This window comes from Bacillus sp. F9_6S_D1_P_5, from assembly GCF_054823925.1.
This window is the reverse complement of the sequence record NZ_JBTREW010000002.1, coordinates 206711-229981: the sequence shown is the minus strand read 5'-3', so window position 1 is coordinate 229981 and position 23271 is coordinate 206711. Positions and strand designations below refer to the sequence as shown.

The following is a 23271-nucleotide window of genomic DNA, read 5'->3' as shown; positions in this document are numbered from 1 at the left end:
TAATGTATGAACGGAATGCAAATTTGCGTTGAAAAATCTACAAATATTTTTCTATATTCTTTTTTCAATTGTGTTACAATAAGGACAGATTGAACGAATAGAGGTGTAAAATATGCGTTTCATTTGGGCATTAATTTGGTCGTTCTTGCTTGTACATATGATGAGCTACGTAATCGGCTCTATGACTGGCGGTACATACGATTTTAACCAAGCGTCTATTTTCTCAGTTGTTCTTGCGGTATTAGTACTAGCAATTTCAGCTGCAATTCCAAACGAGCCAGTAGAACAGCACTAAAAAAAGAGTCCGGATTTTATCCGAACTCTTTTTTTATTTCACATGCACGACTAATTCGTTATTTGCTACATCAACTACTACATGACTACTGTCCATAATCGTACCTGCAATTAATTCTCTCGCTAATTTCGTCTCAACTTGACGCTGTACATATCGTTTTAACGGACGAGCTCCGTACATCGGATCAAAGCCAGCTTCTACAACAAATTCTTTCGCTGCGTCTGTTAATTCTACTGTAATATGACGGTCAGCTAAACGACCTTGTAATTCTTTTACAATTTTATCAACAATACCTTTAATTTCATTCGTTGTAAGAGGTTTGAATAAAATAATTTCGTCGACACGGTTTAAAAACTCTGGTCGGAAATGTCCTCTTAATTGTCCCATCACAAGTTCTCTTGATTCTTCTTTAATGGAGCCATCTTCTTCTAATCCATCTAATAAATGAGCAGATCCAATATTTGAAGTCATAATAATAACTGTGTTTTTAAAGTCTACTGTACGTCCTTGCGAATCTGTAATGCGTCCGTCATCTAACATTTGTAATAAAATGTTGAATACTTCTGGATGTGCTTTTTCGATTTCGTCTAATAAAATAACGGAATACGGTTTACGTCTTACCGCTTCTGTTAATTGACCGCCCTCTTCATATCCAACATATCCAGGAGGCGCACCAATTAAGCGTGACACAGCGTGTTTCTCCATATACTCAGACATATCGATACGGATCATTTGCTCTTCACTATCGAATAAAGACTGCGCTAACGTTTTTGCAAGTTCTGTTTTACCAACACCTGTCGGTCCTAAGAAGATGAAGGAACCAATTGGACGGTTCGGGTCTTTAATACCAGCGCGCGCACGAAGAACTGCGTCTGATACTAAGCTTACCGCTTCCTCTTGTCCGATGACACGTTCTGATAAAATTTGCTCTAAGCGTAGTAATTTCTCGCGTTCACCTTCAACGAGTTTTGCGACAGGAATACCAGTCCAGCGTGAAACAATATCAGCAATCTCTTCTTCACTTACTTCCTCACGTAATAAACGATTTTCTTGTTTATTATGCGCGCCCATTTCTTCTGCTTCTTTTAACTCTTTTTCAATTGCAGGAATTTTCCCATGGCGAAGTTCCGCTGCTTTATTTAAATCGTAATTCCCTTCTGCTTCTTCTAATTCGCGGCGCAGACGCTCTAAATGTTCACGTAAGTCACGAACTTTGTGAATATCTTCTTTTTCTTTCTCCCATTTCGCTCTCATACCACTTGCAACTTCTTTTAAATCCGATAATTCACGTTGCAACGTTTTTAGACGTTCTTGGCTACCAAAGTCCTTCTCTTTTCCAAGAGCTGCTTCTTCAATTTCCAACTGCATAATGCGGCGCGTTACTTCATCTAATTCTGTTGGCATAGAATCAATCTCTGTTCGAATCGTTGCACACGCTTCGTCAACAAGATCAATTGCTTTATCTGGTAAGAAACGATCCGAAATATATCGATCTGATAAAACAGATGCTGCTACAATCGCGCGGTCATGAATATTTACACCGTGATAAATTTCAAAACGCTCTTTTAAACCACGTAAAATGGAAATTGTATCTTCAACAGTTGGTTCTTCTGCTAATACTTGTTGGAAACGTCTTTCTAACGCTGGGTCTTTCTCAATATATTTGCGATATTCATCTAGTGTTGTCGCCCCAATGCAATGCAGTTCACCACGTGCAAGCATCGGTTTTAACATATTTCCTGCATCCATCGCACCTTCTGTTTTACCAGCGCCGACGATTGTGTGAAGTTCATCAATGAATAATAAAATGCGGCCTTCACTCTTTTTAATTTCATTTAATACAGCTTGCAGGCGCTCTTCAAATTCACCACGGAATTTCGCTCCAGCTACAAGGGCACTCATATCTAATGCAAAGATTGTTCTATCTTTTAACCCTTCAGGTACATCCTTCTTCACAATACGCTGCGCTAACCCTTCAACGATTGCTGTTTTACCAACACCTGGCTCCCCAATTAAAACCGGGTTGTTTTTCGTTTTGCGTGAAAGAATGCGGATTACGCGGCGAATTTCACTATCGCGGCCGATAACAGGGTCAATTTTCCCCGCTCTTACTTCCGCCACTAAATCACGGCCATATTTTTCTAACGCTTCATAAGTTGCTTCTGGATTTTGACTAGTCACTCTTTGATTCCCCCGAACTGTCATTAAAGACTGTAATAAGTTATCTTTCGTAATATGAAATCTTGTGAATAATTGGCCTATATCGCCTTTTTCTTCAGTAAAAGCAAGCAATACATGTTCGACTGAAATGTAGTCATCTTCCAATTTTTCTGCTTCTTTTCCTGCTCTTACAAGTAATTGCTGCAGAGCACCTGTTATATATAATTTGCCTGCTTCTGCACCGCTTCCCGTTACAGAAGGCTTTTTCTTAATTAATCTTTCGGCGCCTTGTTTTAACGCTTCTATATCGACATTCATTTTTTGAAAAATACGTACTGCTAACCCATCTTGCTCTTCTAATAATGTAAACAAGAGATGAACAGTATCTACTTCTTGATGATGATGAGATACCGCTAAAGATTGGGCACTCATAATCGCCTCTTGTGTTTTTGTTGTCATTTGATTTAAGTCCATCTTTACAGTCCTCCAAATGTTTGACTTTCTTTGACCTTTGATTTGATTATACGCCAACTGACTTTTTTATACAATAATTTTGCTTATGTATTTTCAAACTTATTATTGGAAAAAGAAAAAGGGAACATTCATTGTACAATTGAAAAATATACGGTAAATGAAATTATAATGTGTAGCGACAAAAAAGCCGCAATAATGATTGCGGCTTCTGTTACGGTTTTCTTTTATATGTCCACTGGCGATTATGATTCGTGTTATCTGGAAACTTTTCACCAGCAGTTAGTTTTACCATTTGCGGATCTTTCACCATACTTCCCGTTTCACCAATTTCTACGTAAATGCCATCATTCGGCGCTTTTTGTCCAGAACGAAACCTACGATTTTGTCCCATTTCCATTCTCCTTCCATGACGTCTTTGCCTCATTAGTATATCCATTTTAAAAGAAAGCTTTTCTGTCATGTTTAGGAAACAAGTACTATATTTCATCCTTGTACATATACATGAATGACACAAGCTTAGGAAGGGATTTCTTTCCTATTTGTAGAAAAAAAAGAAACCAACCTACTATAGGCCAGTTTCAAAGGAGAGTCAAACATATACGAGAAGATTACATGTTCATTATAAGCCTCATCATACGAGTAATGTAACCCTTTTCACCATTTGTCCATAATGAAAGAAACATTGTTTGAACTTTCTAAAAAGATGTTGACTTTTCTTGATTTCCAGCGAGAAATAGTAGACACCGCAGCACTTTGCGACGTAAGATGGATATATAGTGAACTTTCCATCTTTGGTGGTCTCACCCAGTCTAACCTCTTATTTCTGCATATTAAAAACGGAAATACAGATAGATACAAAAAATTATTATAAGAGGTGAAATTATGAACAAACAACATTTAATCGCATTAGACTTAGACGGCACTTTATTAACAGACAACAAAATAATTTCCACTCGCACAAAACATACAATTGCAAAAGCAAAGGAACAAGGACATATTGTCGTTATTTCAACAGGGCGTCCCTTCCGTGCTAGTTTTGATTACTATAAAGAGCTCGGTCTGAATACACCAATCGTAAACTTTAACGGCGCTTACGTACATCATCCCCTTGATTCAAAGTGGGGCACACACCACTCTCCTCTTGAACTAGCAACAGCACAAGAAATTGTCCGAGCTTGTTTTGATTTTGGCGTAAAAAATATATACGCTGAAGTAATGGACGATGTGTACGTTCGTGAAATTGATGAAGATAAAAAACATATTTTCGAATTCGGTTCTCCAAAGATTTTTACAGGAGACTTATTAAATACTTTGAATGATCATCCAACTTGTTTATTAATTGACGCACATGACGAGCATTCTGTTGCGATTCGTCAACATTTAACTGATATGCACGCTGAAGTAATTGACCATAGAAAATGGGGTGCACCTTGGCCGATTATTGAAATTGTAAAAAGCGGGTTAAATAAAGCAGTCGGATTACAAAAAATTTCTAGTCATTACAACATTCCACAAGAGCGAATTATCGCTTTCGGTGATGAAGATAACGACTTTGAAATGATTGAATTTGCTGGCCACGGCATCGCAATGGGAAATGCCATCCCTGAATTAAAATCACTCGCAAACCATACGACGTTAACGAACGAAGAAGATGGTATTGCACTATATTTAGAAGAGGTTCTTGGATTGTAATCTAAAAATTCCCTGCTTATAGTTTCTCGCCAAACGCTCATACTATAATTAGACGCAAAAGTCAGCGCGTCGATTGTTTTCAGCTAAATAAAGGGGGTTTTTCGAATGGGTAAAAAGAACAAATCAAAACGTTTTATCCAACAAGGAGCCGATGCTGTTATGAAGCATGATGCAAGATTCCCGTATAGAGGTACATTAGCTGAGGCAGAAAAAGCGAGAAGTAACTCTTCTTTTGGAGGGGTCTAAATGGGGAACTTACTATTCCAACAAGCTAGAGACGCTGTTGCAGATGCCGTATCTTGTTCAAGCGGCGCCGAGCAACAAGATCTCGTATATAGAGCAAAAAACGCGTTGCACTCTGCTTATGCAAACTCTTCAACAGCTGAAAAAGTTCAGCTACGCGAAATGCAGGAGCAGTTGCAAAACATTACGAATTTGCATTAAAAAAGAGGACCAGCTTTGGTCCTCTTTAATCTTTTCGAAACAATCCAAACACCCCAACTGTTTGCAGTACGTTTGTAAATGCACCTGGGTCAACTTGTTTAATAACCCTCTCTAATTCATACAGTTCGTAACGAGTAATAACTATCATTAACATTTCCTTATTTTCATTCGTATAAGCACCTGTTGCCGGTATAGTTGTAATCCCCCTCACTAAGCGTGAGTGAATCGCCTTTCGTACATCCGTCCCATTCTTCGTAACGATTAAAGCTGTAATCTTCACATGGCGCGTATGAATCGCATCGATAATTCGCGTTGATACATACAAAGTTACCAAAGTATACAATGCTTTTTCCCATCCATACACATAGCCAGCGGCGATAATGATGAGCGCATTAAAGAAGAAGAAATATGTACCGACAGGCTTGTCTTTAATCTTTGATAAAATCATGGCGATTATATCTAAACCACCTGTAGAAGCCCCCCACTTCAACGCAATCCCTACTCCAATCGCTGAGATAATCCCGCCAAAAATCGCATTCAATATGATATCGTTCGAAACAGCCCTAACCGGAATAATTTCTAGAAATAAAGTCATAAATATAACGCAAAGAAAACTAAAGAAAGTAAAAGCCTTTCCAACCTTTTTCCATGCTAAAATAACGACAGGAATATTAAACAAACTAAACAAAACCCCCGTTGATATGTGAATAGATAAAAAGTCACCTAATATTTGTGATAACAATTGAGACAATCCAGCAAAACCACTTGCGTACACTTTCGCTGGCGTTAAAAATAAATTCATTCCAATCGCATTTAACAAACCTGCGACAATTACAACGATTAACTTCTTTATAAGTTCGGCATAATTCAACTTCAAATCCATTTCTAATCCACCCTTATTATTCATGAATGCACTGCTATACATAGTCTTTACGAAAAAGGAAATGATAAACGTACAACGTTTAGAAATGGAGTTGATACATATGCCACATACGAGTGACAACGATAAAAAAGCACGCGATAATAACGCAAAGCGTACGCAAAAAAATGAGCAAGAACAAAAAAATATTCAGCAAGGTAAGCGTGCCTATTCTAAAAAGACCGATCACCTTTGATTCCATCGTACATCAACAATATTGTTGATGTACTTTTTTTACATTTCACAGGAAAAAACATTAAAAATTCACTTCATGTTCACTTCTATATTCTACAATAGCGATAACATATTCGGATGAGGTGTTGGCATGAGAGGGAAACACATTTTCATTATTACTGCACTACTAAGTATATTAATGCTATCTGCTTGTGGACAAAAAAACGACTCAGATACAGTCGCTACAGCAACAGACTCAACCATTACGAAGGACGACTTCGAAAAACAGTTGAAAGATCGTTACGGAAAAGACATGCTATACGAAATGATGGCACAAGACGTTATCACAAAAAAATATAAAGTATCTGACGATGATGTAGATAAAGAAGTAGAAAAAGCAAAAAATCAATATGGAGACCAATTTAAAAACGTATTGAAAAACAACGGTTTAAAGGATGAAGCTGATTTCAAAAATCAAATTAAGTTCAAACTTGCTATGAATGAAGCGATTAAGAAAAGCATTACAGAAAAAGACGTGAAAGACCACTATAAACCAGAAATTAAAGCGAGTCATATTTTAGTAAGCGATGAAAACGAAGCGAAAGAAATAAAGAAAAAATTAGATGCTGGTGCTTCATTTGAAGAATTAGCAAAGCAAGAATCACAAGATCTACTATCAAAAGAAAAAGGCGGAGACCTTGGATACTTCAATTCAGGTAAAATGGCACCTGAATTTGAAACAGCTGCCTACAAACTAAAGGTCGGACAAATTAGCAACCCCGTTACATCACCAAACGGTTATCATATTATTAAATTAACTGATAAAAAAGATTTAAAGCCTTATAATGAAGTGAAAGACTCTATTCGAAAACACTTAGAAGAAGAACGTCTCGCTGACCCTATATTCAGCAAAAAACTATTACAAGACGAATTGAAAAAAGCAAATATTAAAATAAACGATAGTGACTTGGAAGATACATTTACTTTTATGCATGAGCAAGGAAATTAAAAAAAGCACCACCTTATTTTTATGACAAAATAAGACGGTGCTTTTTATTTAATTTACTTCTTAAAATATGTCCAACCTTCTTCTTGGTAAATCTTCTCTTCTTTCATCATTTTACCAAGCGCGCGCTTAAATGCAGCTTTACTCATGTTGAAACGTTCTTTAATGTCTTCTGGGTGGCTCTTATCCCAAAACGGCATTGCTCCGCCTCGTTCTTCCATATATGCATAAATTACTGCAGCATCATCTTCCATTCCTTCTTCTTTACGAGGAAGAAGTGAAATGTTAATTGTACCGTCATCTTTTACGTCAATAATACGGCCCGTTACACGTTCACCGATGCGGACTTGTTCTTTTCTTTCCGTATGGTGTAAGAAAGCACGGAAATGCTCATCAGTTAGTATGAATGAACCAACTTGAAGTGAACGATACACACGTCCATTTACGTTTTTATTACGCATAGATGGTGTCGCATCTACGATAATTTCTTGCATATCACTATCTCTTGCTGGAAGAGCGATAAGGCGATCACGATTCGTTAATTTTAACGTACAATATAATTCGTCTCCAACTTCAGGCCATACTGGCATATAAATTGGGAACTCATCAGCTGGGATTAGTATATCTTTTGATACACCAATATCAACAAACACACCTAAACTAGGAATAACTTCTACAACCTTTACCCAGTTCCAGTCAAAAGTTGTAATAAGTGGCTCCTTCATTGTTGCTGAAACACGATTTTGATGATCAAGGTATAAGAATACATCAATCGTATCGCCTTCTTCAATTTCTCCAACTAATTCGTTTTTATGTAGGAAAATTTCTTCTTCTTCATTCCCAACCATATATCCGATTTCCGTTTCGCGTAAAACAGTTACCTGTTCAATCGATCCTAATTGCAAATACATATTTTTTTAATTCCCTTCTATATATATAAAATTATCTTTTTTATCATTCCAAACAAAAGTTAATTATAACACGATTTTTCCTTTATTTGTCCAACTGCCCAAAATTCACTATAATAAAATGAGGTTACATGAATATAAGTATGAAAACACTTAAGTCTAGACTCGTTTTCAGCTATACTTTAGTATGTACAGTACATAAAAAGATTAGAAATTTATTTGGAGGTGCTAACTATGGCAAAAGATAGTTCTTTTGACATCGTTTCGAAAGTAGAATTACCTGAAGTAACAAACGCAATTAACATCGCATTAAAGGAAATCCAAAACCGATATGACTTTAAAGGAAGTAAAAGTGATATTAAATTAGAAAAAGAAGTACTTGTTTTAACTTCTGACGATGAGTTCAAATTAGACCAAGTAAAAGACGTTCTAATTTCTAAACTTGTAAAACGTAACGTTCCAATTAAGAACTTAGATTACGGAAAAGTTGAAGCTGCAACTGGTAACACTGTTCGCCAACGCGCAACACTTCAACAAGGTATCGATAAAGATAACGCGAAAAAAATTAACAACATCATTAAAGAAATGAAATTAAAAGTAAAAACACAAGTACAAGATGACCAAGTACGTGTTACAGCGAAAAGCCGTGATGACTTACAAGCAGTTATCGCTGCAGTTCGCAGTGCTGATTTACCGATTGACGTACAATTCATTAACTACCGTTAAAAAGAAAAACATCCTCTACACAGAGGATGTTTTTCTTTTTAGTGGGTAGGGAAACTCACAATCGGATAGTATGCATAAATTAAGGAAGCCCTTTTGAAAATCAGCGTAAGACCACCCTCCCCACTCAAATGTAACAAATTATGAGTATAAGAATATTTTCCACCCTTTCATGTAATGTACAATTAGTAAGGAATTTGTTTTATGAAAAATATTCATTAAAAAAGAGTTAGAAGTGGTTATTTGAAAAAATTAATACTATGGTTTTTATTAACTACATTCTGTCTACTTATTGCAGGATGTTCTAATAATATGACTACACTCAAGGATAAATCTAAAACTTCAACACCAGCGAAGTGCAAACACATCAACAAAGCTTGGTATAAGAAACATATGTAATGCAATAATCGAATCATCTTAATTTTAATACTATATAGACGGAAATATAAATTATTAACAGGGATACAAACTTCAAAAATGATTTTAGAATCAAGTTTATAGAAAATAATAAGATGTTTATAAGCGTAAAACCTACAGAGATTTTCCCTGTGGGTTTTGTTCTATGTATAAGTAATTTTTAAGCATTTATAGATGTTTTTTTAAATATTTTTCTTTAATCCTTTTTATATAATGCTCTTTTTCTGTTAGTTCAAATATAAATAATGCTTTTTTCATGTTATCAACCATATCTTCTTCATTATGTTCTTTAAGCCTTAATAAATTCCAACCCTTTAAATAGTATAGTTCACCTAATAGGTATAACGTGTTTAAATTAATAGCTAATTTGATGCCCTTATCAAGGTATTTCATTGCCTCTTCATGTTCGTATGCCTGACCTAAACAGTTCGCTAAATTAAAAATGATTTTTAATTTAATTTCTCTATCTCTAGGAAAGTCTAATTTATTAAAGTTCGTTAAACATTTTCTTAATATATCAATACTTTTTTCATATTCTTTGTTTTCCGCATAAAATATAGACATTGTCTGCATAATATCTATTTCTCTTTCTGATAAAAAATCAGCATTGGTTAACGTTAGTTTTAATGCATTATTTAAAAGATCTAAAGCCGTTTTTGTTGATCTATTCACCATAAATATAGCAATTGCTTCATGCCATAGTAGAAATTGTTTATCTTCTTTTGTCTGGAAAGCATTTTCATCTTTTTCTTTCTTTACTATCTCATAAAGTTCTGTATATTGTTTTTGCTTTATGCAATCTCTTATTACACATTTTACATTTTCTACATATTTCAATCTTTTATTTTGAGTTAGTGCAAATATATTATTCGGATCAATACCAAGTCTTTCAGATAGTTGATATAACAATATACTTGATGGAAAAATCATACCTTTTTCTATTTTGCTAATTTGACTTTGTGAACATATTCCATGACACAATTCAGATTGTGATATATTCTTTTTCACTCTAAGTTCTTTAATGGTAATACCCAAATCGTAAAATTCCATTTTTCCTCCTCAAATGTGTAACCTTTAATGAGTATAAGACTATTTTTCATTCTTTAATGTAATGTAAAATTCGTATAGTTGCAATTATTGTTTGTTCTAACTGACTTTTCACTTCTTTGCTCAGCTACATTTCGAGGTGAGAGTCTTACTTCACAGAAAAACAGACTAGGGAGAAAGTTTTCTCCTTAGCCTGTCCCACCGAGATTTCGCATTTATTAAGAGCAACACCATATTGCTTTATCAAATGATTTTTCAGGAATGTATACTTTATCATTTTCGATTTTGTATTTTATATCGTTTCTCTTCAGAACTGCCGTATCAACAGAATGAACACTATCGCCCCACCGAACAAATTCCCCATCATCACGGTTGTCCCAAAAATAAAAACTTACGAATACGATAAAAACACATACGCATAGAGCGAACCACTTCTTTTTCCGCAAATACCTCACCACCTTAAACTGGAGAACTACTAAAAAAAACGCTACTCATTTCCGTCTCTTTTTAACCGCGATTAAAAACGCAATAAACAATACGTTCACACCGACGATTAAAGAGATAAATAGCCAATTCACACCTGTTTCCCCGTTAACTTTATACACATTTGATTCTTCACGCTTTAAAACAAGATAAAAATTTCCGTTTTCTTCTCTTATAATTTCATCTTCTAACAATCCTCGTAACTCTTGTTTTTCGCCAATTGCACTTACAGGTAAAGCAACTTTTTGCGTTTCTTTCGTATTATTAATCGCTACTACTGTCACTTCATCTTTATACTTTCTCTTTAGTACACTCATTCCACCTTTATCGTATAGAAGCTCAAACGTACCCCTACGTAGAGATGGTCTCGATTGTCTAAGTTCACCGAGTTTCATTATGTGCTGCATAAATTTTTCATCTGATTTGAAATCCATTAATCGTCTATTATCCGGAGTATCCCCTCCATCTAATGCAATTTCAGTTCCGTAATAAAAATTCGGAATACCTGGTGTTGTAAATAAATATGTAAGGGCTAGTTTCAAGCGAGATGGCGGATAATTCATATTCTCTTTTGCAATACGAGCAAATCTTTTCGTATCTTGATTATCTAAAAATGTAGCGGATTCCCCGTCTTTTTTACTCACATCATATAAAGGTTTCACCGATACGCCCGCTTTAGAAAACGCCCCTACTATTTTTTCGTTGTATTCACTATCTTCTTTTGTCATAATACGAAAATCTTTCTTTATCGCTTGCATATCTTTTTGCACGTCATCCCAAAAAGCATCCGACTTTTTTTCACTATGTATTACATAACTTGCATCTAAATCGACTTCTTTGATCCACCATTTCATCGCGTCGATGACTTGTCGTGCGTTCTCTCCAAGAGGAAATTGAAGTACAACTTTTATTCCTTTTGCGTGAGCTGCTTGTACAAGTTCTTTCACATCATTTTCTGTTCCGAAATGTTCATTTACCTTTTGAAAATTGTGCACGTCTAATCCATCGTACTTTCCACTTTCAAAAAGCGGAGAAAGCATAACAGTGGTAAATCCCATTTCTTTTATGTAATCCAGTCTTTTTATAATTCCTCTTATATCTCCGCCTTGATACCCTTCTAAATTACCAACTTCTAACTGTTTGTCATTTTTCGGTTCTCCATTATTAAAGCGATCAATCATAATAGAATAAATAACTTCGTCTTGCCACTCTCTTTTTTCATCTGCAAACGTATGTATTGGTACAAATAAAACGACAGCTAAACAAAAATAAATGAACAGTTTCCTAGCATGTATTTTCCCCACACGCATCCCCCATGTTTTTAATTGTAAGAATATTATACCAATTTTTCGGACGAATCGCATACGTTGATTTCATTCTTCTCAAATTATCTCATGTTAGATTTTCTAACATGAATTAAAAAGTTTTCTGAATTTTTAGTTGATTTTTCTTTTTATTTCGAATATGATATGAAACATAACAAATCGATGTTATTTTTTCTAACATTATAGGAGGAGAGAGAATGAATACGGGAGATACTGTTTTTATTTTTGTAACGACTGTAATGGTCATGTTAATGACACCAGGATTGGCACTTTTTTATGGGGGCATGGTTCGCAGTAAAAACGTGCTTAGTACGACAATGCATAGTTATAGCGCAATGGCTATCGTTTCGATTCAGTGGATTGTAATTGGTTATTCTTTATCATTTGGACCAGATTGGCACGGACTTATCGGTACACTCGATTGGTTCGGTTTAAACGGAGTTACCTACGTACCAAATCCAGACTACTCATCTACTATTCCTCACAATTTATTTATGATGTTCCAGCTTATGTTTGCTATTTTAACTCCCGCTTTAATTTCAGGTGCATTCGCCGAAAGAATGCGATTTTCAGCTTTCCTTATTTTCATCCTTCTATGGACAACAATCGTTTACAATCCTGTCGCTCATTGGGTATGGGGCGTTGGCGGTTGGCTAAGAGAACTTGGTGCGTTAGACTTCGCTGGTGGTAATGTCGTTCATATTACATCTGGCGTCGCTGGCCTTGTATTAGCTATTTTCCTTGGAAAACGAAAAAACATAAACGGTACTTCTCCTCACCATTTACCATTTACGATGTTAGGCGCAGGTTTACTATGGTTCGGCTGGTTCGGTTTTAACGTCGGTAGCGCATTATCCTTAAATGATGTAGCTTTAACTGCATTTATTAATACAAATATAGCCGCTGCTGCCTCCGCATTAACTTGGATGCTTTCAGAATGGTTCTTTCAATCAAAACCGACTGCGATGGGAGCTGCTTGCGGAGTCGTTTCCGGTTTAGTTGCTATTACACCAGCTTGCGGGTTCGTTACACCTTTCTCCGCTCTTCTTATCGGAGCGATCGGCGGCGTATTATGCTTCGGAGCGGTCTTTTTCTTAAAAACAAAATTCGGATACGACGACACACTCGACGCATTCGGATGCCATGGCATCGGCGGAACTTGGGGCGGTATTGCGACAGGACTATTTGCAACTACTACTGTAAACGGCGATGGCGCGAACGGATTATTTTACGGAAACGCCGCTTTACTGTTCAAACAACTTGTAGCAATCGGCGCAACATATGCATTCACGATCATCATGACGTATGCCATTATTAAAGCAATTAACTTCTTCCTCCCTGTTCGGGTTGATGAGCACGAAGAACATATGGGTCTTGATATTTCGATGCACGGGGAGAAAGCTTATGAATATACGGAGCGAGCAAACTAAAAAAAAGATGCAATCTACCGGTAGTAGATTGCATCTCTTTTTGTTGTAATTGTCGGCGTTTCATACCCCACCTGGTATTTTGACGAATATATCAGCGATTATTCGGATATATCGACGTTTCGACACGATATATCGATTTACCAAAAAATTCCGACATATCGAAACCGAGAAATACCCCGGCGTAACTTACGAATCGCCGTACTTTCTTTTATTCGTACTTAAAATAATAAGAAACGCAATCGCAATTTGAAACGGCTCAGCCATCGCTTTATTTTTTATAAACGTAGCACGCTCATCACCTTGTTTCCCAATTGCTATAAACATTTTTACGATAGGAACTACTACAAATACAAAAACACTTAGCGCAATAATAAAAATTAAAACATCCATCAAAATACACCTCGCATATATAAAACATCTTTTACACATAAAAAAAGACGACCGTTTAACAGTCGTCTTTCCCTATTTACCCCGATATTTGCGGACAGTAAGATCCCCCAGCTTAAAATTCAGCGAAAAACAAAAAGTTAGGTGAGGGATCAACTGCCCGTAAAAGCCCGATTGGTGAAGGCTGATAATCAGCGGGGATGCCCCCCCACTGATTAAAGTTTCACTTTATTTCGGAGCATTTCCCACATATTGCGTAATATCAACATTTAGCGCCTGCGCTAAACGCATTCCATACTCTTGATCTGCACGGAAGAAGTTACAAACGGCTAATAATTTCGTGCGTTCATTTACGTCTTTTAAGTCATTTGTTAAGTTTGCAATTAAGTTGTCTTGCTCTTCTTTAGAGAATGAACGGTAACGCTCACCTGCTTGTTTGAAGTCATTTGGTTTTTCAATTTTTTCACGAGATACGTAGCCTTCTACTTTCATAGTTGAATCGCGGTAAGCTTTGTCTTCAACTGGATTTTCAGCATGACGGCTCGGTTCGTAGTTGATTGTAGATGGGTTTTGATTGATTTGCATTGCACCATCACGTTGTTGGTTATGAACAGCTGCGTATGGGCAGTTTACAGGAATTTGTAAGTAGTTTGCACCAAGACGGTAACGCTGTGTATCTGGGTAAGAGAATAAACGACCTTGTAATAATTTATCTTCAGATGGTTCAATACCATTTACAGTTGCACTTGGAGAGAACGCCACTTGTTCTACTTCTGCGAAGAAGTTTTTCGGATTACGATTTAACGTCATCGTCCCTACTTCAATTAACGGGAAGCGATCTTCTGGCCATACTTTCGTTGGGTCTAATGGATCAAAGTCTAAAGAATCCGTTTCTTCTAATTGCATCACTTGTACGTGTAAATCCCACTTTGGATAATTTCCTTTTTCGATTGCATCGAACAAGTCACGAGTTGCATGGTTGAAATCTTTCCCTTGAACTTCTTGCACTTCTTTTGCACTTAAGTTACGTACAGCTTGCTGTGGTTTCCAGTGATATTTAATGTAGACGATTTTTCCTTCTGCATTAATCCATTTAAATGAATGGACACCGAAACCTTCCATTTCGCGATAGCTTGCTGGTGTACCGTAATCAGAAAATACCCACGTCATCATATGTGTAGATTCTGGACTTAACGTCATGAAATCCCAGTAACGATCTGGCGTTTGAATATTTGTATCAGGTGCTGGTTTTAAAGAATGCACCATATCAGGGAATTTAATTGCATCACGAATGAAGAAGACCGGTAAATGGTTACCTACAATATCGTAATTTCCTTCTTCTGTATAAAATTTAACAGCGAACCCGCGTGGGTCACGAGCTGTTTCCGGAGAACCTTGACCATGAATAACCGTTGAGAAACGAACAAATACAGGCGTTTCAGTTCCTTCATTTTGTAAAAATGCTGCTTTCGTATATTGCTTCATGCTGTTTTTCGTTACGAATACACCGTGAGCACCTGCACCACGTGCATGCACAACACGCTCCGGAATACGTTCACGATCAAAGTGAGCCAGTTTTTCTACTAAATGATAGTCTTCTAATAATACCGGTCCACGGCGACCAGCTGTACGAGAATTTTGATTGTCTCCAACTGGAGCACCTTGGTTTGTTGTTAAGCGATTATTTGGATTCATCTAGGGGGATCCTCCTCTTTCTTTCATAGTAATTATTATTTATTTAAAATTATTATAAATTAATTATTATTCAAAACTGAATTCTTGTCAACTATTTCCTTCATTTTTTTGGAAACAATTTCAGCTAAGCAATCGATAAATGCAGATTGTGAATTTGGCATATTTGGTCTAAAATATACGGCATTTAATTCATCAGTAACAACTTTACACTCATAATCGTTGTCATATAAAACTTCTAAATGCTCTGCGACAAAGCCAACTGGGCAATATATGAAAGATTCATATCCACGGTCTTCAAATAAATCTCTCGTTAAATCTTGCACATCCGGACCAATCCATGGATCCGGTGTATTTCCAGCACTTTGCCAACCAATTGTATAGTTTTGAATATCGGCAGCCTCCGCAATTAAATCTGCTGTATGCTGTAATTGCTCTACATAAGAGTCCCCTGCCGCAATAATTTTTTCTGGCAAACTATGCGCCGAAAAAATTACGACTGCTTTCTCTTTCTCTTCAATCTTTGTAAATGTTTCTTTTATTTGATCTGCCCAATAGGAAATAAATTTCGGTTCATCGTACCATTGTTCAATTGGTTCAATAACAGGGCCACCGATTTCTTTTGAAAGACGAATCGCACGGTCATTATACGCTTTAATGCTAAATGTAGAATAGTGCGGTGCTAATACGATACTAATCGCCTGCTCAATTCCATCACGCTTCATCTCTTCTACTGCATCTTCTATAAATGGAGCAATATGTTTTAAGCCTAAGTAACAAGTAAATTCATACTCTGTAAATATATTATTCATTGCATCTGTTAATTTATGCGCTTGCTCTTTCGTAATTTTTGCAAGTGGTGAAATTCCACCAATCGCTTTATAGCGCCCGATTAAGTCTTGGAGTGATTCTTCGGAAGGTTTACGACCGTGGCGAATATGTGTGTAGTACGCTTCTACATCATCTAATGATTCTGGCGTTCCATACGCCATTACGAGTAAACCTATTTTTTTCTTTACCATCTATATAACACCTCAATTTTATAAATGAGAATCTTTTTCAAGAACATTTGTTTCCAATTATAACAACTAATAATAAATACGTAAAGATAATTATTCTAAATAAGTATTTTTTCTAATATGATTTTGAATTTTATTTGACAATTTATTTAATAAAAAGCGACTTACATAAAAGTAAGTCGCTTTTCTTCTATTCTTTAATATTTACGCCGTATTCTTTAAACCAAACATGAATTTGCGCTAAATGGGCTAAGAGTTGAGGCCCCGTCATTAATTGACCGAACCATGGTGATTGAAATGCACTACCGCCTGACTCAATTAATCCGCTCAGCTGCTCTTTATCAAATAGTTCGTGTAAAATTGAACCTTTATCCGTCAATAAATCTTGTAGCCATATTGTGACTGCATTTGTATAGTGCGGATTATGCGTTTTCGGATACGGACTCTTCTTTCTATATAAGATGTCATTTGGAAGCAATCCTTCTAACGCTTTACGCAATAGACCTTTTTCGCGGTTTTTATACATTTTCATTTCCCAAGGAATATTCCACGCATATTCGACAAGTCGGTGGTCCGCAAATGGAACGCGCACTTCTAAGCTTGCCCCCATGCTCATACGGTCTTTTCTGTCTAATAATGTTGTCATAAACCATACCATGTTCAAGTAAAATAGTTGTCGTCTCTTTGCTTCAATCGGGCTTTCTCCCTCTAAAATAGGAACTTCTTGAATGGATTCTTCATAGCGCTGCTGTACATATTGTTGTAAATTTAATTTATTTCTCCATTCTTTCTTTAGCAGTTGTTCACGCGCTTCTGTAGAGCGCATCCACGGAAACGCACTCGATTGTAAATCATCTTCTCTATAAAACCAAGGATAACCACCAAATATTTCGTCTGCACATTCCCCAGATAAACCGACGACAAAATCTTGTTTAATTTCACGGCAAAACCATAATAATGACGAATCAATATCTGCCATACCAGGCAAATCACGAACGAGTACAGCTTCTGTTAAATACTGCGCTAATTGTTCATTTGAAATGACGCATCGATGATGAATCGTTTGAAACGTCTCCGTCATCAAATGAATAAATGGCGCATCTGAATTTGGCTGGAATGCATTCGCTTTAAAGTATTTGTCATTATCTTCATAATCAACAGAGTATGTGTGTAATTGCCCTTTTCCTGACCGTGCGTATTCTTTCGCAGCAATTGCTGTAATCGCGCTCGAATCTACACCACCTGATAGAAAAGTGCACAGTGGTACATCAGAAACGAGCTGCCTTGTAATCGCATCTTGTAATAAAAAGCGTGTTTTCTCTACTGTTTCTTCAAAGGAGTCTTCATGTTTTTTGCTTTCCACATTCCAATATCTCCATATACATAAACCGTTCTTTGAAAATGTCATCGCATGACCTGGACGTAATTCTTTTATACCAGCATAAATACCGTGACCAGGCGTTCTAGATGGTCCAAGGCCGAATATTTCGGATAATCCTTCTAACGTTACTTCCGCCTTCACATCAGGATGAGCCAATATCGCTTTTAACTCTGAACCAAATAATAACCGCCCACTATCATATTTAAAAAATAGCGGCTTTACACCTAATCGATCTCGCGCAATAAATACTTGTTCTTTCTGTTCATCCCATACGGCAAACGCATATATACCGTTTAAATGATCGACACATTCTTCTTTCCATTCAATATAAGACGCTAATAGTACTTCCGTATCAGAATGGCCTTTGAACGTATATCCTCTTCTTAATAGTTCCTTTCGAATATCTTCCGTGTTATACAGTTCACCGTTATAGCAAATCGCATAATTCGTTTCATCTTTTAAACAAGTCATCGGTTGTTTCCCACCCTCAGGATCAACAACGATTAACCGTTTGTGCCCAAATGCAACATTGCCTTTAATCCAAACTTTATTATCATCTGGGCCACGCTTCGCTAACGTCTCAGCCATCTTCGTAACGACGTCTCGCTCTCCTTCTAATGAGCGTTTATAATCCACCCATCCTGTAATCCCGCACATATAAATCATCCTTCCATCTTATTTCTTTTCTTGAACGTGCAGTAATCCCCACCCTAAAGGGTGCGGATCAAAAAATGAAAAACTTGACGATAACCTACTATCCACATACAGAATAGAATTTTCACTCAGTAAAACGTGTTTTATTGTATGCCCACCTATGTCTAGATGTGTCTAGTTATAAAGAATGCGCGAACTGTCTATAACAGAAATAACTACTTTTCATAAAGGAGAAATCATGTATGATACAACGTAACCATATTTTATATAACCAGCCTCGTGCTCATACGGTCGGTAATGTAGAATATATAAACAATGAATGGGTATTCTTTGATGATGAGAATGATGAAGCATTTTTATTAGAAGATATTGCCGAAGATGGCTTTGAGATTTTATATAACAACAACTGGCTACCAGCTCGTTTCTATGAACAAGATGTATTACAAATCGCCAACGAACAGCACCATTTGCAAAACGGAGAAATGATACGAATTCGAAAGAAATTACTGCTTAGCTATACGGAATGGCTTGAGGAATTGCCTGACTCCGTCTTTACATTATTAACGGAATCATTGCAATCTCTTCATTACTCTTTATATGATTGCATGTATTGTCATAATTATTTATCTTTCTTACCGAAAGAGGAAGCGTGCGAAGGAGTAAATATTCTTTTGTTTGATAACGAAGAGATGATTTGTACACTGCAGCACCATTTCGTTCGTCACGCTGCGTCCAATAAAAATATGTTTCGTTTTACGAAAGTAAACGGAGAAGAGTTGCATATCGATGCGACATAAAATAAAAAACCACCTTATCTCCCAAACATTTGAGTTATAAGGCGGTTTTATTTTTTATTAGAATACTTGCCAGCCAATCGGTAATTTCAGTCCAAGGTAAAATACTGCTACTAGTGCAACAATAAATAGTCCCCAAACTGCCCCTGTTGCTTTGTTCTTGCTCATTTTTACAAGAACCATTTCCATTCCACCGATCACTAAAATACCAGCTACCATTTTTAAACCATACCACATGTGCATGTTACTTGTTGCAGTCTTCATAATACCCATGTACAACATGAAACCTGTCACAATAATGATAATGTACATAAGACGAAGCCCCATATGTACACCTTTACCTTTTCTTCCTGCTGAATAAAGTGAATACGCAACGAAGAATAAAATTAAACCTAACGCCCATGCTGTAATATGCATATGTACCATCGTATCCCTTACCTCCTCTTTTCACACTTTTTCACTCTATATGATAACATGTTCATTTATTTTCAGGAAATGTTTCGCTTTTTTACATTTAAATGATATAATATTTAGAGTATTTACAAACTTCTTGTAATAACAAAAGGGGGAACAATCATGATTCAAACTAAGGATATTATCGAACTTACAGACACATACGGAGCAAATAACTATCACCCACTTCCGATCGTTATTTCTAAAGCAGAAGGCGTTTGGGTAGAAGATCCTGAAGGAAACCGCTATATGGACTTATTAAGTGCATATTCTGCAGTAAACCAAGGTCATCGTCACCCAAAAATTATTAACGCTTTAATTGACCAAGCTAATCGTGTTACGCTAACTTCTCGTGCTTTCCATAGTGATCAATTAGGTCCTTGGTACGAAAAAGTTGCGAAACTAACTAATAAAGAAATGGTACTTCCAATGAATACAGGTGCAGAAGCTGTTGAAACTGCAATTAAAACAGCTCGCCGCTGGGCTTATGACGTGAAGAAAGTAGAAGCAAACCGTGCTGAAATTATCGTTTGTGAAGATAACTTCCACGGACGTACGATGGGTGCTGTTTCTATGTCTTCAAACGAAGAGTACAAGCGTGGATTCGGTCCAATGCTTCCTGGCATTATCGTAATTCCTTACGGTGATTTAGAAGCGTTAAAAGCTGCTATTACACCAAATACAGCTGCATTCATTTTAGAGCCAATCCAAGGTGAAGCAGGTATTAACATCCCACCAGCTGGTTACTTAAAAGAAGCTCTTGAAGTATGTAAAAAAGAAAACGTTTTATTTGTAGCAGATGAAATCCAAACAGGTTTAGGCCGTACTGGTAAAGTATTTGCTTGTGACTGGGACAATGTAACTCCTGACATGTACATACTTGGTAAAGCACTTGGCGGCGGCGTATTTCCAATCTCTTGCGTAGCAGCAAACCGTGACATTTTAGGCGTATTCGAGCCAGGTTCTCACGGTTCTACATTCGGTGGTAACCCACTTGCATGTGCTGTTTCTATCGCAGCTCTTGAAGTGTTAGAAGAAGAAAAATTAACAGAGCGTTCTCTTCAATTAGGAGAAAAATTAGTTGGGCAATTAAAAGAGATTGATAACCCAATGATCACTGAAGTTCGCGGTAAAGGTTTATTCATCGGTATCGAATTAAACGAGCCAGCTCGTCCTTACTGTGAACAACTAAAAGCAGCTGGTCTATTATGTAAAGAAACACATGAAAACGTAATTCGTATCGCACCACCTCTAGTAATCTCTGAAGAAGACTTAGAGTGGGCATTCCAAAAAATTAAAGCAGTATTATCGTAATAATAGAGAGGTTGTCCTACACGTTAGGACAACCTCTTTCTTTTTATATTGATTTATACTAAAATTAAATTGTAATTTTCTGTATTTTAAAATCACAAAGGAGGTGCGATATGTTATTAAGATATGGCAAACATATTAACTATTTAGCTACATCTTTTCTTTTAGTTACATTCTTTGGCTTCCTACTTTCTGTAACATTGCTTAGTCACTACTCAACTCCCACTACATTCACACTACTGAAAGCATCATTTTGGACTACTGTTATTCTTACTATTATTGGTTTTGGACGAGAAAAAAGCGCACTTACGGTTATACTATTTGGCATTTGTACACTTGCAGTCATTGGTCTTTACACTTTTTCCGTTATCGATTACCTCTATCACCCAAGACCATAGAAAAGAGCTATCTTTTCATAAGATAGCTCTTTTCTTCACTTCACTTCACTACATTTCGCAAAGTACCAATTCCTTCTACTGTAACGACCACTTCATCACCCGCATGTAAAAACTTCGGTGGTGTGAAACCTTTGCCGACACCAGCTGGCGTTCCTGTTGCGATAATATCTCCTGGTTCTAATGTCATACCTTTACTTATCGTTGAAATAATTTCTTCTATTGAAAAAATCATTTTATTTGTATTTGAAGTTTGTCTTATCTCTCCATTTACTACCGTTTCAATGTGTAACGCATTTGGCGCTTCAACCATTGATTTATGAATTAAATACGGTCCCATCGGACAAAATGTATCGAAACTTTTTCCAAGGAAAAATTGTTTATGCTTCCTTTGAATGTCGCGAGCAGTTATATCATTTATAATAGTGTAACCAAAAACATGCTCAAGCGCTTTTTCTTTTTTTATTTGTTTCCCTCGCTTACCGATGATGATAGCTAGTTCTCCTTCATAATCTAGTTCATTCGTTGCGTGGGGGTGACTATTAATTTTTTCATCCATTCCAATAACTGTCGTTGGCGCTTTCGTGAAGATCATTATATTTTCTGGAATTGACTCTTCTCCGCCCATTTCTATCGCATGCTCACGATAATTTTTTCCAACACATAAAATATTCTTCCTTGGCCTTGGAATTGGCGCTAATATTTTTACCTCAGTTAACGGGTAATACGCCGTTCCTTCATTTTCCTTTGCCCAATTTACAATATCACATATTTTTTCAAAACATTCGGTTCCTCTTTCAATACACTCTAACATCGTAATCGGAATCGTAACCTTTTCCCCTTTTTGTCTTTGCGCTTCTCTTAAGTGCAATACCTTTTCTTCCTCTTCATCCACAATACCTACAAATACCTTTTCATCTTTCTTCGCCGTTACCAAACGCAATATTTCCACTCTCCATCCTAAAACTCATACCATTTAATTGTATTCGCATCCGTAAGAAAAAAACCTTCTCATGCACGCTAATTTTTACAATATTCTTCTCCCATCCTATTCGTTACTCCTATGCATTTGGCATAAAATGTAGAAATTTTACTTTTTTTAGCGAAGGTATTTCTTTTTTATGGTTTTTTTGTATAATATGTACTACATATATACTAAAAATTTCATTTAGAGATGGAGCCGATTTCAATGTTTGAGCAAGCGATTGAAAAAAAACGTGAAAAAATGATTTATTTTGCTGAACGCTACGGAATGACTTCTCAAAAAACAGTGGATTGTAGCCAAGAACTGGACAGGCTCTTAAATGCAATTTGGCATGTACATACGGATTTTCACCCTAATCAAACACTCGATACACACACACAATAACGTGTGTGTTTCTTTTATTTCAAAAAAATACACATTTTATTGAAAACGCCCATACAATAGTAGAAAAGAAAATTTTAAAAACGAAAGGTGTTTTGTATGCCAGCTATGGTCGGACATATTCGTATCGTCAATATTGGATCAAGTGGTATTTTTCATATTGGAGATGTATTTGCGATTAGGCCTATTAGTTATTCACGCGCTTTCGCCGGAGCCGGCTCCTTTAATGTTGGAGATAACGTTTCTGTCTACAATTATCAAAGCGCAACAACTGTTAATGATTCAGATGTAGTTGACCAAGCGATAATTGGTTCAACTTAGG

26 protein-coding genes are annotated in these 23271 nt (G+C 36.5%); 13 read left to right on the top strand and 13 right to left on the bottom strand.

Features of this window, described 5'->3' with window-relative positions:
* The first annotated feature begins 112 nt into the window (after nt 1-112).
* Nucleotides 113-295, top strand: a complete 183-nt coding sequence (locus tag ACUXEY_RS04135; protein ID WP_001211116.1) for a YjzD family protein — start codon at nt 113-115, stop codon at nt 293-295.
* 33 nt (nt 296-328) lie between these two features.
* Here ACUXEY_RS04135 and clpB read toward each other — a convergent pair whose 3' ends face one another.
* Both clpB and ACUXEY_RS04125 read right to left on the bottom strand, forming a co-directional pair.
* A complete protein-coding gene (gene clpB / locus ACUXEY_RS04130) occupies nt 329-2929 on the bottom strand; it encodes an ATP-dependent chaperone ClpB (protein ID WP_429600755.1) in 2601 nt (866 codons plus the stop codon).
* A gap of 211 nt (nt 2930-3140) precedes the next feature.
* Entirely contained in the window at nt 3141-3320 is a 180-nt protein-coding gene (locus ACUXEY_RS04125) for a YjzC family protein (protein WP_000531421.1), read from the bottom strand.
* A 491-nt stretch (nt 3321-3811) separates the two neighbouring features.
* On the opposite strand from ACUXEY_RS04125, the gene ACUXEY_RS04120 reads away from it, so the two are divergent.
* The 3 genes from ACUXEY_RS04120 (at nt 3812) to ACUXEY_RS04110 (ending at nt 5065) form a co-directional block, all read left to right on the top strand.
* On the top strand, nt 3812-4621 hold the full coding sequence (locus tag ACUXEY_RS04120) for a Cof-type HAD-IIB family hydrolase (protein ID WP_087957718.1): 810 nt from the start codon (nt 3812-3814) through the stop codon (nt 4619-4621).
* A 105-nt stretch (nt 4622-4726) separates the two neighbouring features.
* Nucleotides 4727-4867, top strand: coding sequence for a hypothetical protein (locus ACUXEY_RS04115; protein WP_000516816.1), 141 nt, complete (start codon nt 4727-4729; stop codon nt 4865-4867).
* On the top strand, nt 4868-5065 hold the full coding sequence (locus ACUXEY_RS04110) for a DUF3813 domain-containing protein (protein ID WP_166704159.1): 198 nt from the start codon (nt 4868-4870) through the stop codon (nt 5063-5065).
* Between the two features lie 25 nt (nt 5066-5090).
* Here the strand turns inward: ACUXEY_RS04110 and ACUXEY_RS04105 are convergent, their stop codons facing one another.
* Nucleotides 5091-5948 (bottom strand): YitT family protein, encoded by an 858-nt coding sequence (locus tag ACUXEY_RS04105; RefSeq protein ID WP_417902665.1) that lies wholly within the window; start codon nt 5946-5948, stop codon nt 5091-5093.
* A gap of 100 nt (nt 5949-6048) precedes the next feature.
* On the opposite strand from ACUXEY_RS04105, the gene ACUXEY_RS04100 reads away from it, so the two are divergent.
* Nucleotides 6049-6180, top strand: coding sequence for a DUF3941 domain-containing protein (locus ACUXEY_RS04100; protein ID WP_001120851.1), 132 nt, complete (start codon nt 6049-6051; stop codon nt 6178-6180).
* 129 nt (nt 6181-6309) lie between these two features.
* Nucleotides 6310-7167: a peptidylprolyl isomerase PrsA gene (gene prsA / locus ACUXEY_RS04095; protein WP_461300153.1), complete on the top strand. Its 858-nt coding sequence runs from the start codon at nt 6310-6312 to the stop codon at nt 7165-7167.
* A 53-nt stretch (nt 7168-7220) separates the two neighbouring features.
* Here the strand turns inward: prsA and ACUXEY_RS04090 are convergent, their stop codons facing one another.
* Nucleotides 7221-8075 carry a CvfB family protein gene (locus tag ACUXEY_RS04090; protein ID WP_166704156.1) on the bottom strand — a complete coding sequence of 285 codons (855 nt, stop codon included), beginning with the start codon at nt 8073-8075 and terminating at the stop codon, nt 7221-7223.
* Between the two features lie 231 nt (nt 8076-8306).
* Here ACUXEY_RS04090 and ACUXEY_RS04085 point away from each other — a divergent pair, with 231 nt between their 5' ends.
* Nucleotides 8307-8798 (top strand): YajQ family cyclic di-GMP-binding protein, encoded by a 492-nt coding sequence (locus tag ACUXEY_RS04085; RefSeq protein ID WP_001040146.1) that lies wholly within the window; start codon nt 8307-8309, stop codon nt 8796-8798.
* Nucleotides 8799-9380: 582 nt separating this feature from the next.
* On the opposite strand, the gene ACUXEY_RS04080 is transcribed toward ACUXEY_RS04085, so the two are convergent.
* The 3 genes from ACUXEY_RS04080 to ACUXEY_RS04070 form a co-directional block, all read right to left on the bottom strand.
* Nucleotides 9381-10262 carry a helix-turn-helix domain-containing protein gene (locus ACUXEY_RS04080; protein ID WP_429600757.1) on the bottom strand — a complete coding sequence of 294 codons (882 nt, stop codon included), beginning with the start codon at nt 10260-10262 and terminating at the stop codon, nt 9381-9383.
* 215 nt (nt 10263-10477) lie between these two features.
* Complete coding sequence (locus tag ACUXEY_RS04075; protein WP_151631330.1) at nt 10478-10705, bottom strand: hypothetical protein; 228 nt, start codon at nt 10703-10705, stop codon at nt 10478-10480.
* Between the two features lie 45 nt (nt 10706-10750).
* Nucleotides 10751-12106, bottom strand: a complete 1356-nt coding sequence (locus tag ACUXEY_RS04070; RefSeq protein ID WP_461300152.1) for an alpha-amylase family glycosyl hydrolase — start codon at nt 12104-12106, stop codon at nt 10751-10753.
* A gap of 158 nt (nt 12107-12264) precedes the next feature.
* Here ACUXEY_RS04070 and ACUXEY_RS04065 point away from each other — a divergent pair, with 158 nt between their 5' ends.
* Nucleotides 12265-13497, top strand: coding sequence for an ammonium transporter (locus ACUXEY_RS04065; protein WP_461300151.1), 1233 nt, complete (start codon nt 12265-12267; stop codon nt 13495-13497).
* 186 nt (nt 13498-13683) lie between these two features.
* Here the strand turns inward: ACUXEY_RS04065 and ACUXEY_RS04060 are convergent, their stop codons facing one another.
* The 4 genes from ACUXEY_RS04060 to asnB form a co-directional block, all read right to left on the bottom strand.
* On the bottom strand, nt 13684-13887 hold the full coding sequence (locus ACUXEY_RS04060) for a hypothetical protein (protein WP_429600759.1): 204 nt from the start codon (nt 13885-13887) through the stop codon (nt 13684-13686).
* 225 nt (nt 13888-14112) lie between these two features.
* A complete protein-coding gene (katB, locus tag ACUXEY_RS04055; protein WP_461300150.1) occupies nt 14113-15579 on the bottom strand; it encodes a catalase KatB in 1467 nt (488 codons plus the stop codon).
* A gap of 59 nt (nt 15580-15638) precedes the next feature.
* Complete coding sequence (gene hemH / locus ACUXEY_RS04050) at nt 15639-16598, bottom strand: ferrochelatase (RefSeq protein WP_461300149.1); 960 nt, start codon at nt 16596-16598, stop codon at nt 15639-15641.
* A gap of 187 nt (nt 16599-16785) precedes the next feature.
* The gene (asnB, locus tag ACUXEY_RS04045; RefSeq protein WP_461300148.1) at nt 16786-18633 is read right to left on the bottom strand and encodes an asparagine synthase (glutamine-hydrolyzing); all 1848 of its coding nucleotides are present in this window, start codon (nt 18631-18633) and stop codon (nt 16786-16788) included.
* A 239-nt stretch (nt 18634-18872) separates the two neighbouring features.
* Here asnB and ACUXEY_RS04040 point away from each other — a divergent pair, with 239 nt between their 5' ends.
* Nucleotides 18873-19427 (top strand): DUF2777 domain-containing protein, encoded by a 555-nt coding sequence (locus tag ACUXEY_RS04040; RefSeq protein ID WP_087957708.1) that lies wholly within the window; start codon nt 18873-18875, stop codon nt 19425-19427.
* Between the two features lie 57 nt (nt 19428-19484).
* Here ACUXEY_RS04040 and ACUXEY_RS04035 read toward each other — a convergent pair whose 3' ends face one another.
* Nucleotides 19485-19850, bottom strand: a complete 366-nt coding sequence (locus tag ACUXEY_RS04035; RefSeq protein WP_000233492.1) for a YisL family protein — start codon at nt 19848-19850, stop codon at nt 19485-19487.
* Between the two features lie 150 nt (nt 19851-20000).
* On the opposite strand from ACUXEY_RS04035, the gene rocD reads away from it, so the two are divergent.
* Both rocD and ACUXEY_RS04025 read left to right on the top strand, forming a co-directional pair.
* A complete protein-coding gene (rocD, locus tag ACUXEY_RS04030) occupies nt 20001-21191 on the top strand; it encodes an ornithine aminotransferase (RefSeq protein WP_000616654.1) in 1191 nt (396 codons plus the stop codon).
* Between the two features lie 110 nt (nt 21192-21301).
* Entirely contained in the window at nt 21302-21586 is a 285-nt protein-coding gene (locus tag ACUXEY_RS04025) for a hypothetical protein (protein WP_070805472.1), read from the top strand.
* Nucleotides 21587-21626: 40 nt separating this feature from the next.
* Here ACUXEY_RS04025 and ACUXEY_RS04020 read toward each other — a convergent pair whose 3' ends face one another.
* Complete coding sequence (locus tag ACUXEY_RS04020) at nt 21627-22526, bottom strand: fumarylacetoacetate hydrolase family protein (protein ID WP_208326605.1); 900 nt, start codon at nt 22524-22526, stop codon at nt 21627-21629.
* A gap of 246 nt (nt 22527-22772) precedes the next feature.
* Here ACUXEY_RS04020 and ACUXEY_RS04015 point away from each other — a divergent pair, with 246 nt between their 5' ends.
* Nucleotides 22773-22952, top strand: a complete 180-nt coding sequence (locus ACUXEY_RS04015; RefSeq protein ID WP_000462840.1) for an aspartyl-phosphate phosphatase Spo0E family protein — start codon at nt 22773-22775, stop codon at nt 22950-22952.
* Between the two features lie 96 nt (nt 22953-23048).
* Nucleotides 23049-23270: a spore germination protein GerPA gene (gene gerPA, locus ACUXEY_RS04010; protein ID WP_001111188.1), complete on the top strand. Its 222-nt coding sequence runs from the start codon at nt 23049-23051 to the stop codon at nt 23268-23270.
* The last annotated feature ends 1 nt before the right edge of the window (nt 23271 follow it).

Excerpts from the sequence above, each read along its gene's own strand:
- hemH (WP_461300149.1), bottom strand. The coding sequence starts at position 16,598 with ATGGTAAAGAAAAAAATAGGTTTACTCGTAATGGCGTATGGAACGCCA.
- ACUXEY_RS04040 (WP_087957708.1), top strand. The coding sequence starts at position 18,873 with ATGATACAACGTAACCATATTTTATATAACCAGCCTCGTGCTCATACG.
- ACUXEY_RS04025 (WP_070805472.1), top strand. The coding sequence starts at position 21,302 with ATGTTATTAAGATATGGCAAACATATTAACTATTTAGCTACATCTTTT.
- clpB (WP_429600755.1), bottom strand. The coding sequence starts at position 2,929 with ATGGACTTAAATCAAATGACAACAAAAACACAAGAGGCGATTATGAGT.
- ACUXEY_RS04135 (WP_001211116.1), top strand. The coding sequence starts at position 113 with ATGCGTTTCATTTGGGCATTAATTTGGTCGTTCTTGCTTGTACATATG.
- ACUXEY_RS04060 (WP_429600759.1), bottom strand. The coding sequence starts at position 13,887 with ATGGATGTTTTAATTTTTATTATTGCGCTAAGTGTTTTTGTATTTGTA.
- rocD (WP_000616654.1), top strand. The coding sequence starts at position 20,001 with ATGATTCAAACTAAGGATATTATCGAACTTACAGACACATACGGAGCA.
- ACUXEY_RS04090 (WP_166704156.1), bottom strand. The coding sequence starts at position 8,075 with ATGTATTTGCAATTAGGATCGATTGAACAGGTAACTGTTTTACGCGAA.
- prsA (WP_461300153.1), top strand. The coding sequence starts at position 6,310 with ATGAGAGGGAAACACATTTTCATTATTACTGCACTACTAAGTATATTA.
- ACUXEY_RS04120 (WP_087957718.1), top strand. The coding sequence starts at position 3,812 with ATGAACAAACAACATTTAATCGCATTAGACTTAGACGGCACTTTATTA.
- ACUXEY_RS04070 (WP_461300152.1), bottom strand. The coding sequence starts at position 12,106 with ATGCGATTCGTCCGAAAAATTGGTATAATATTCTTACAATTAAAAACA.
- ACUXEY_RS04100 (WP_001120851.1), top strand. The coding sequence starts at position 6,049 with ATGCCACATACGAGTGACAACGATAAAAAAGCACGCGATAATAACGCA.
- asnB (WP_461300148.1), bottom strand. The coding sequence starts at position 18,633 with ATGTGCGGGATTACAGGATGGGTGGATTATAAACGCTCATTAGAAGGA.
- ACUXEY_RS04125 (WP_000531421.1), bottom strand. The coding sequence starts at position 3,320 with ATGGGACAAAATCGTAGGTTTCGTTCTGGACAAAAAGCGCCGAATGAT.
- ACUXEY_RS04080 (WP_429600757.1), bottom strand. The coding sequence starts at position 10,262 with ATGGAATTTTACGATTTGGGTATTACCATTAAAGAACTTAGAGTGAAA.
- ACUXEY_RS04115 (WP_000516816.1), top strand. The coding sequence starts at position 4,727 with ATGGGTAAAAAGAACAAATCAAAACGTTTTATCCAACAAGGAGCCGAT.
- ACUXEY_RS04035 (WP_000233492.1), bottom strand. The coding sequence starts at position 19,850 with ATGGTACATATGCATATTACAGCATGGGCGTTAGGTTTAATTTTATTC.
- ACUXEY_RS04085 (WP_001040146.1), top strand. The coding sequence starts at position 8,307 with ATGGCAAAAGATAGTTCTTTTGACATCGTTTCGAAAGTAGAATTACCT.
- ACUXEY_RS04065 (WP_461300151.1), top strand. The coding sequence starts at position 12,265 with ATGAATACGGGAGATACTGTTTTTATTTTTGTAACGACTGTAATGGTC.
- katB (WP_461300150.1), bottom strand. The coding sequence starts at position 15,579 with ATGAATCCAAATAATCGCTTAACAACAAACCAAGGTGCTCCAGTTGGA.
- ACUXEY_RS04105 (WP_417902665.1), bottom strand. The coding sequence starts at position 5,948 with ATGGATTTGAAGTTGAATTATGCCGAACTTATAAAGAAGTTAATCGTT.
- gerPA (WP_001111188.1), top strand. The coding sequence starts at position 23,049 with ATGCCAGCTATGGTCGGACATATTCGTATCGTCAATATTGGATCAAGT.
- ACUXEY_RS04110 (WP_166704159.1), top strand. The coding sequence starts at position 4,868 with ATGGGGAACTTACTATTCCAACAAGCTAGAGACGCTGTTGCAGATGCC.
- ACUXEY_RS04015 (WP_000462840.1), top strand. The coding sequence starts at position 22,773 with ATGTTTGAGCAAGCGATTGAAAAAAAACGTGAAAAAATGATTTATTTT.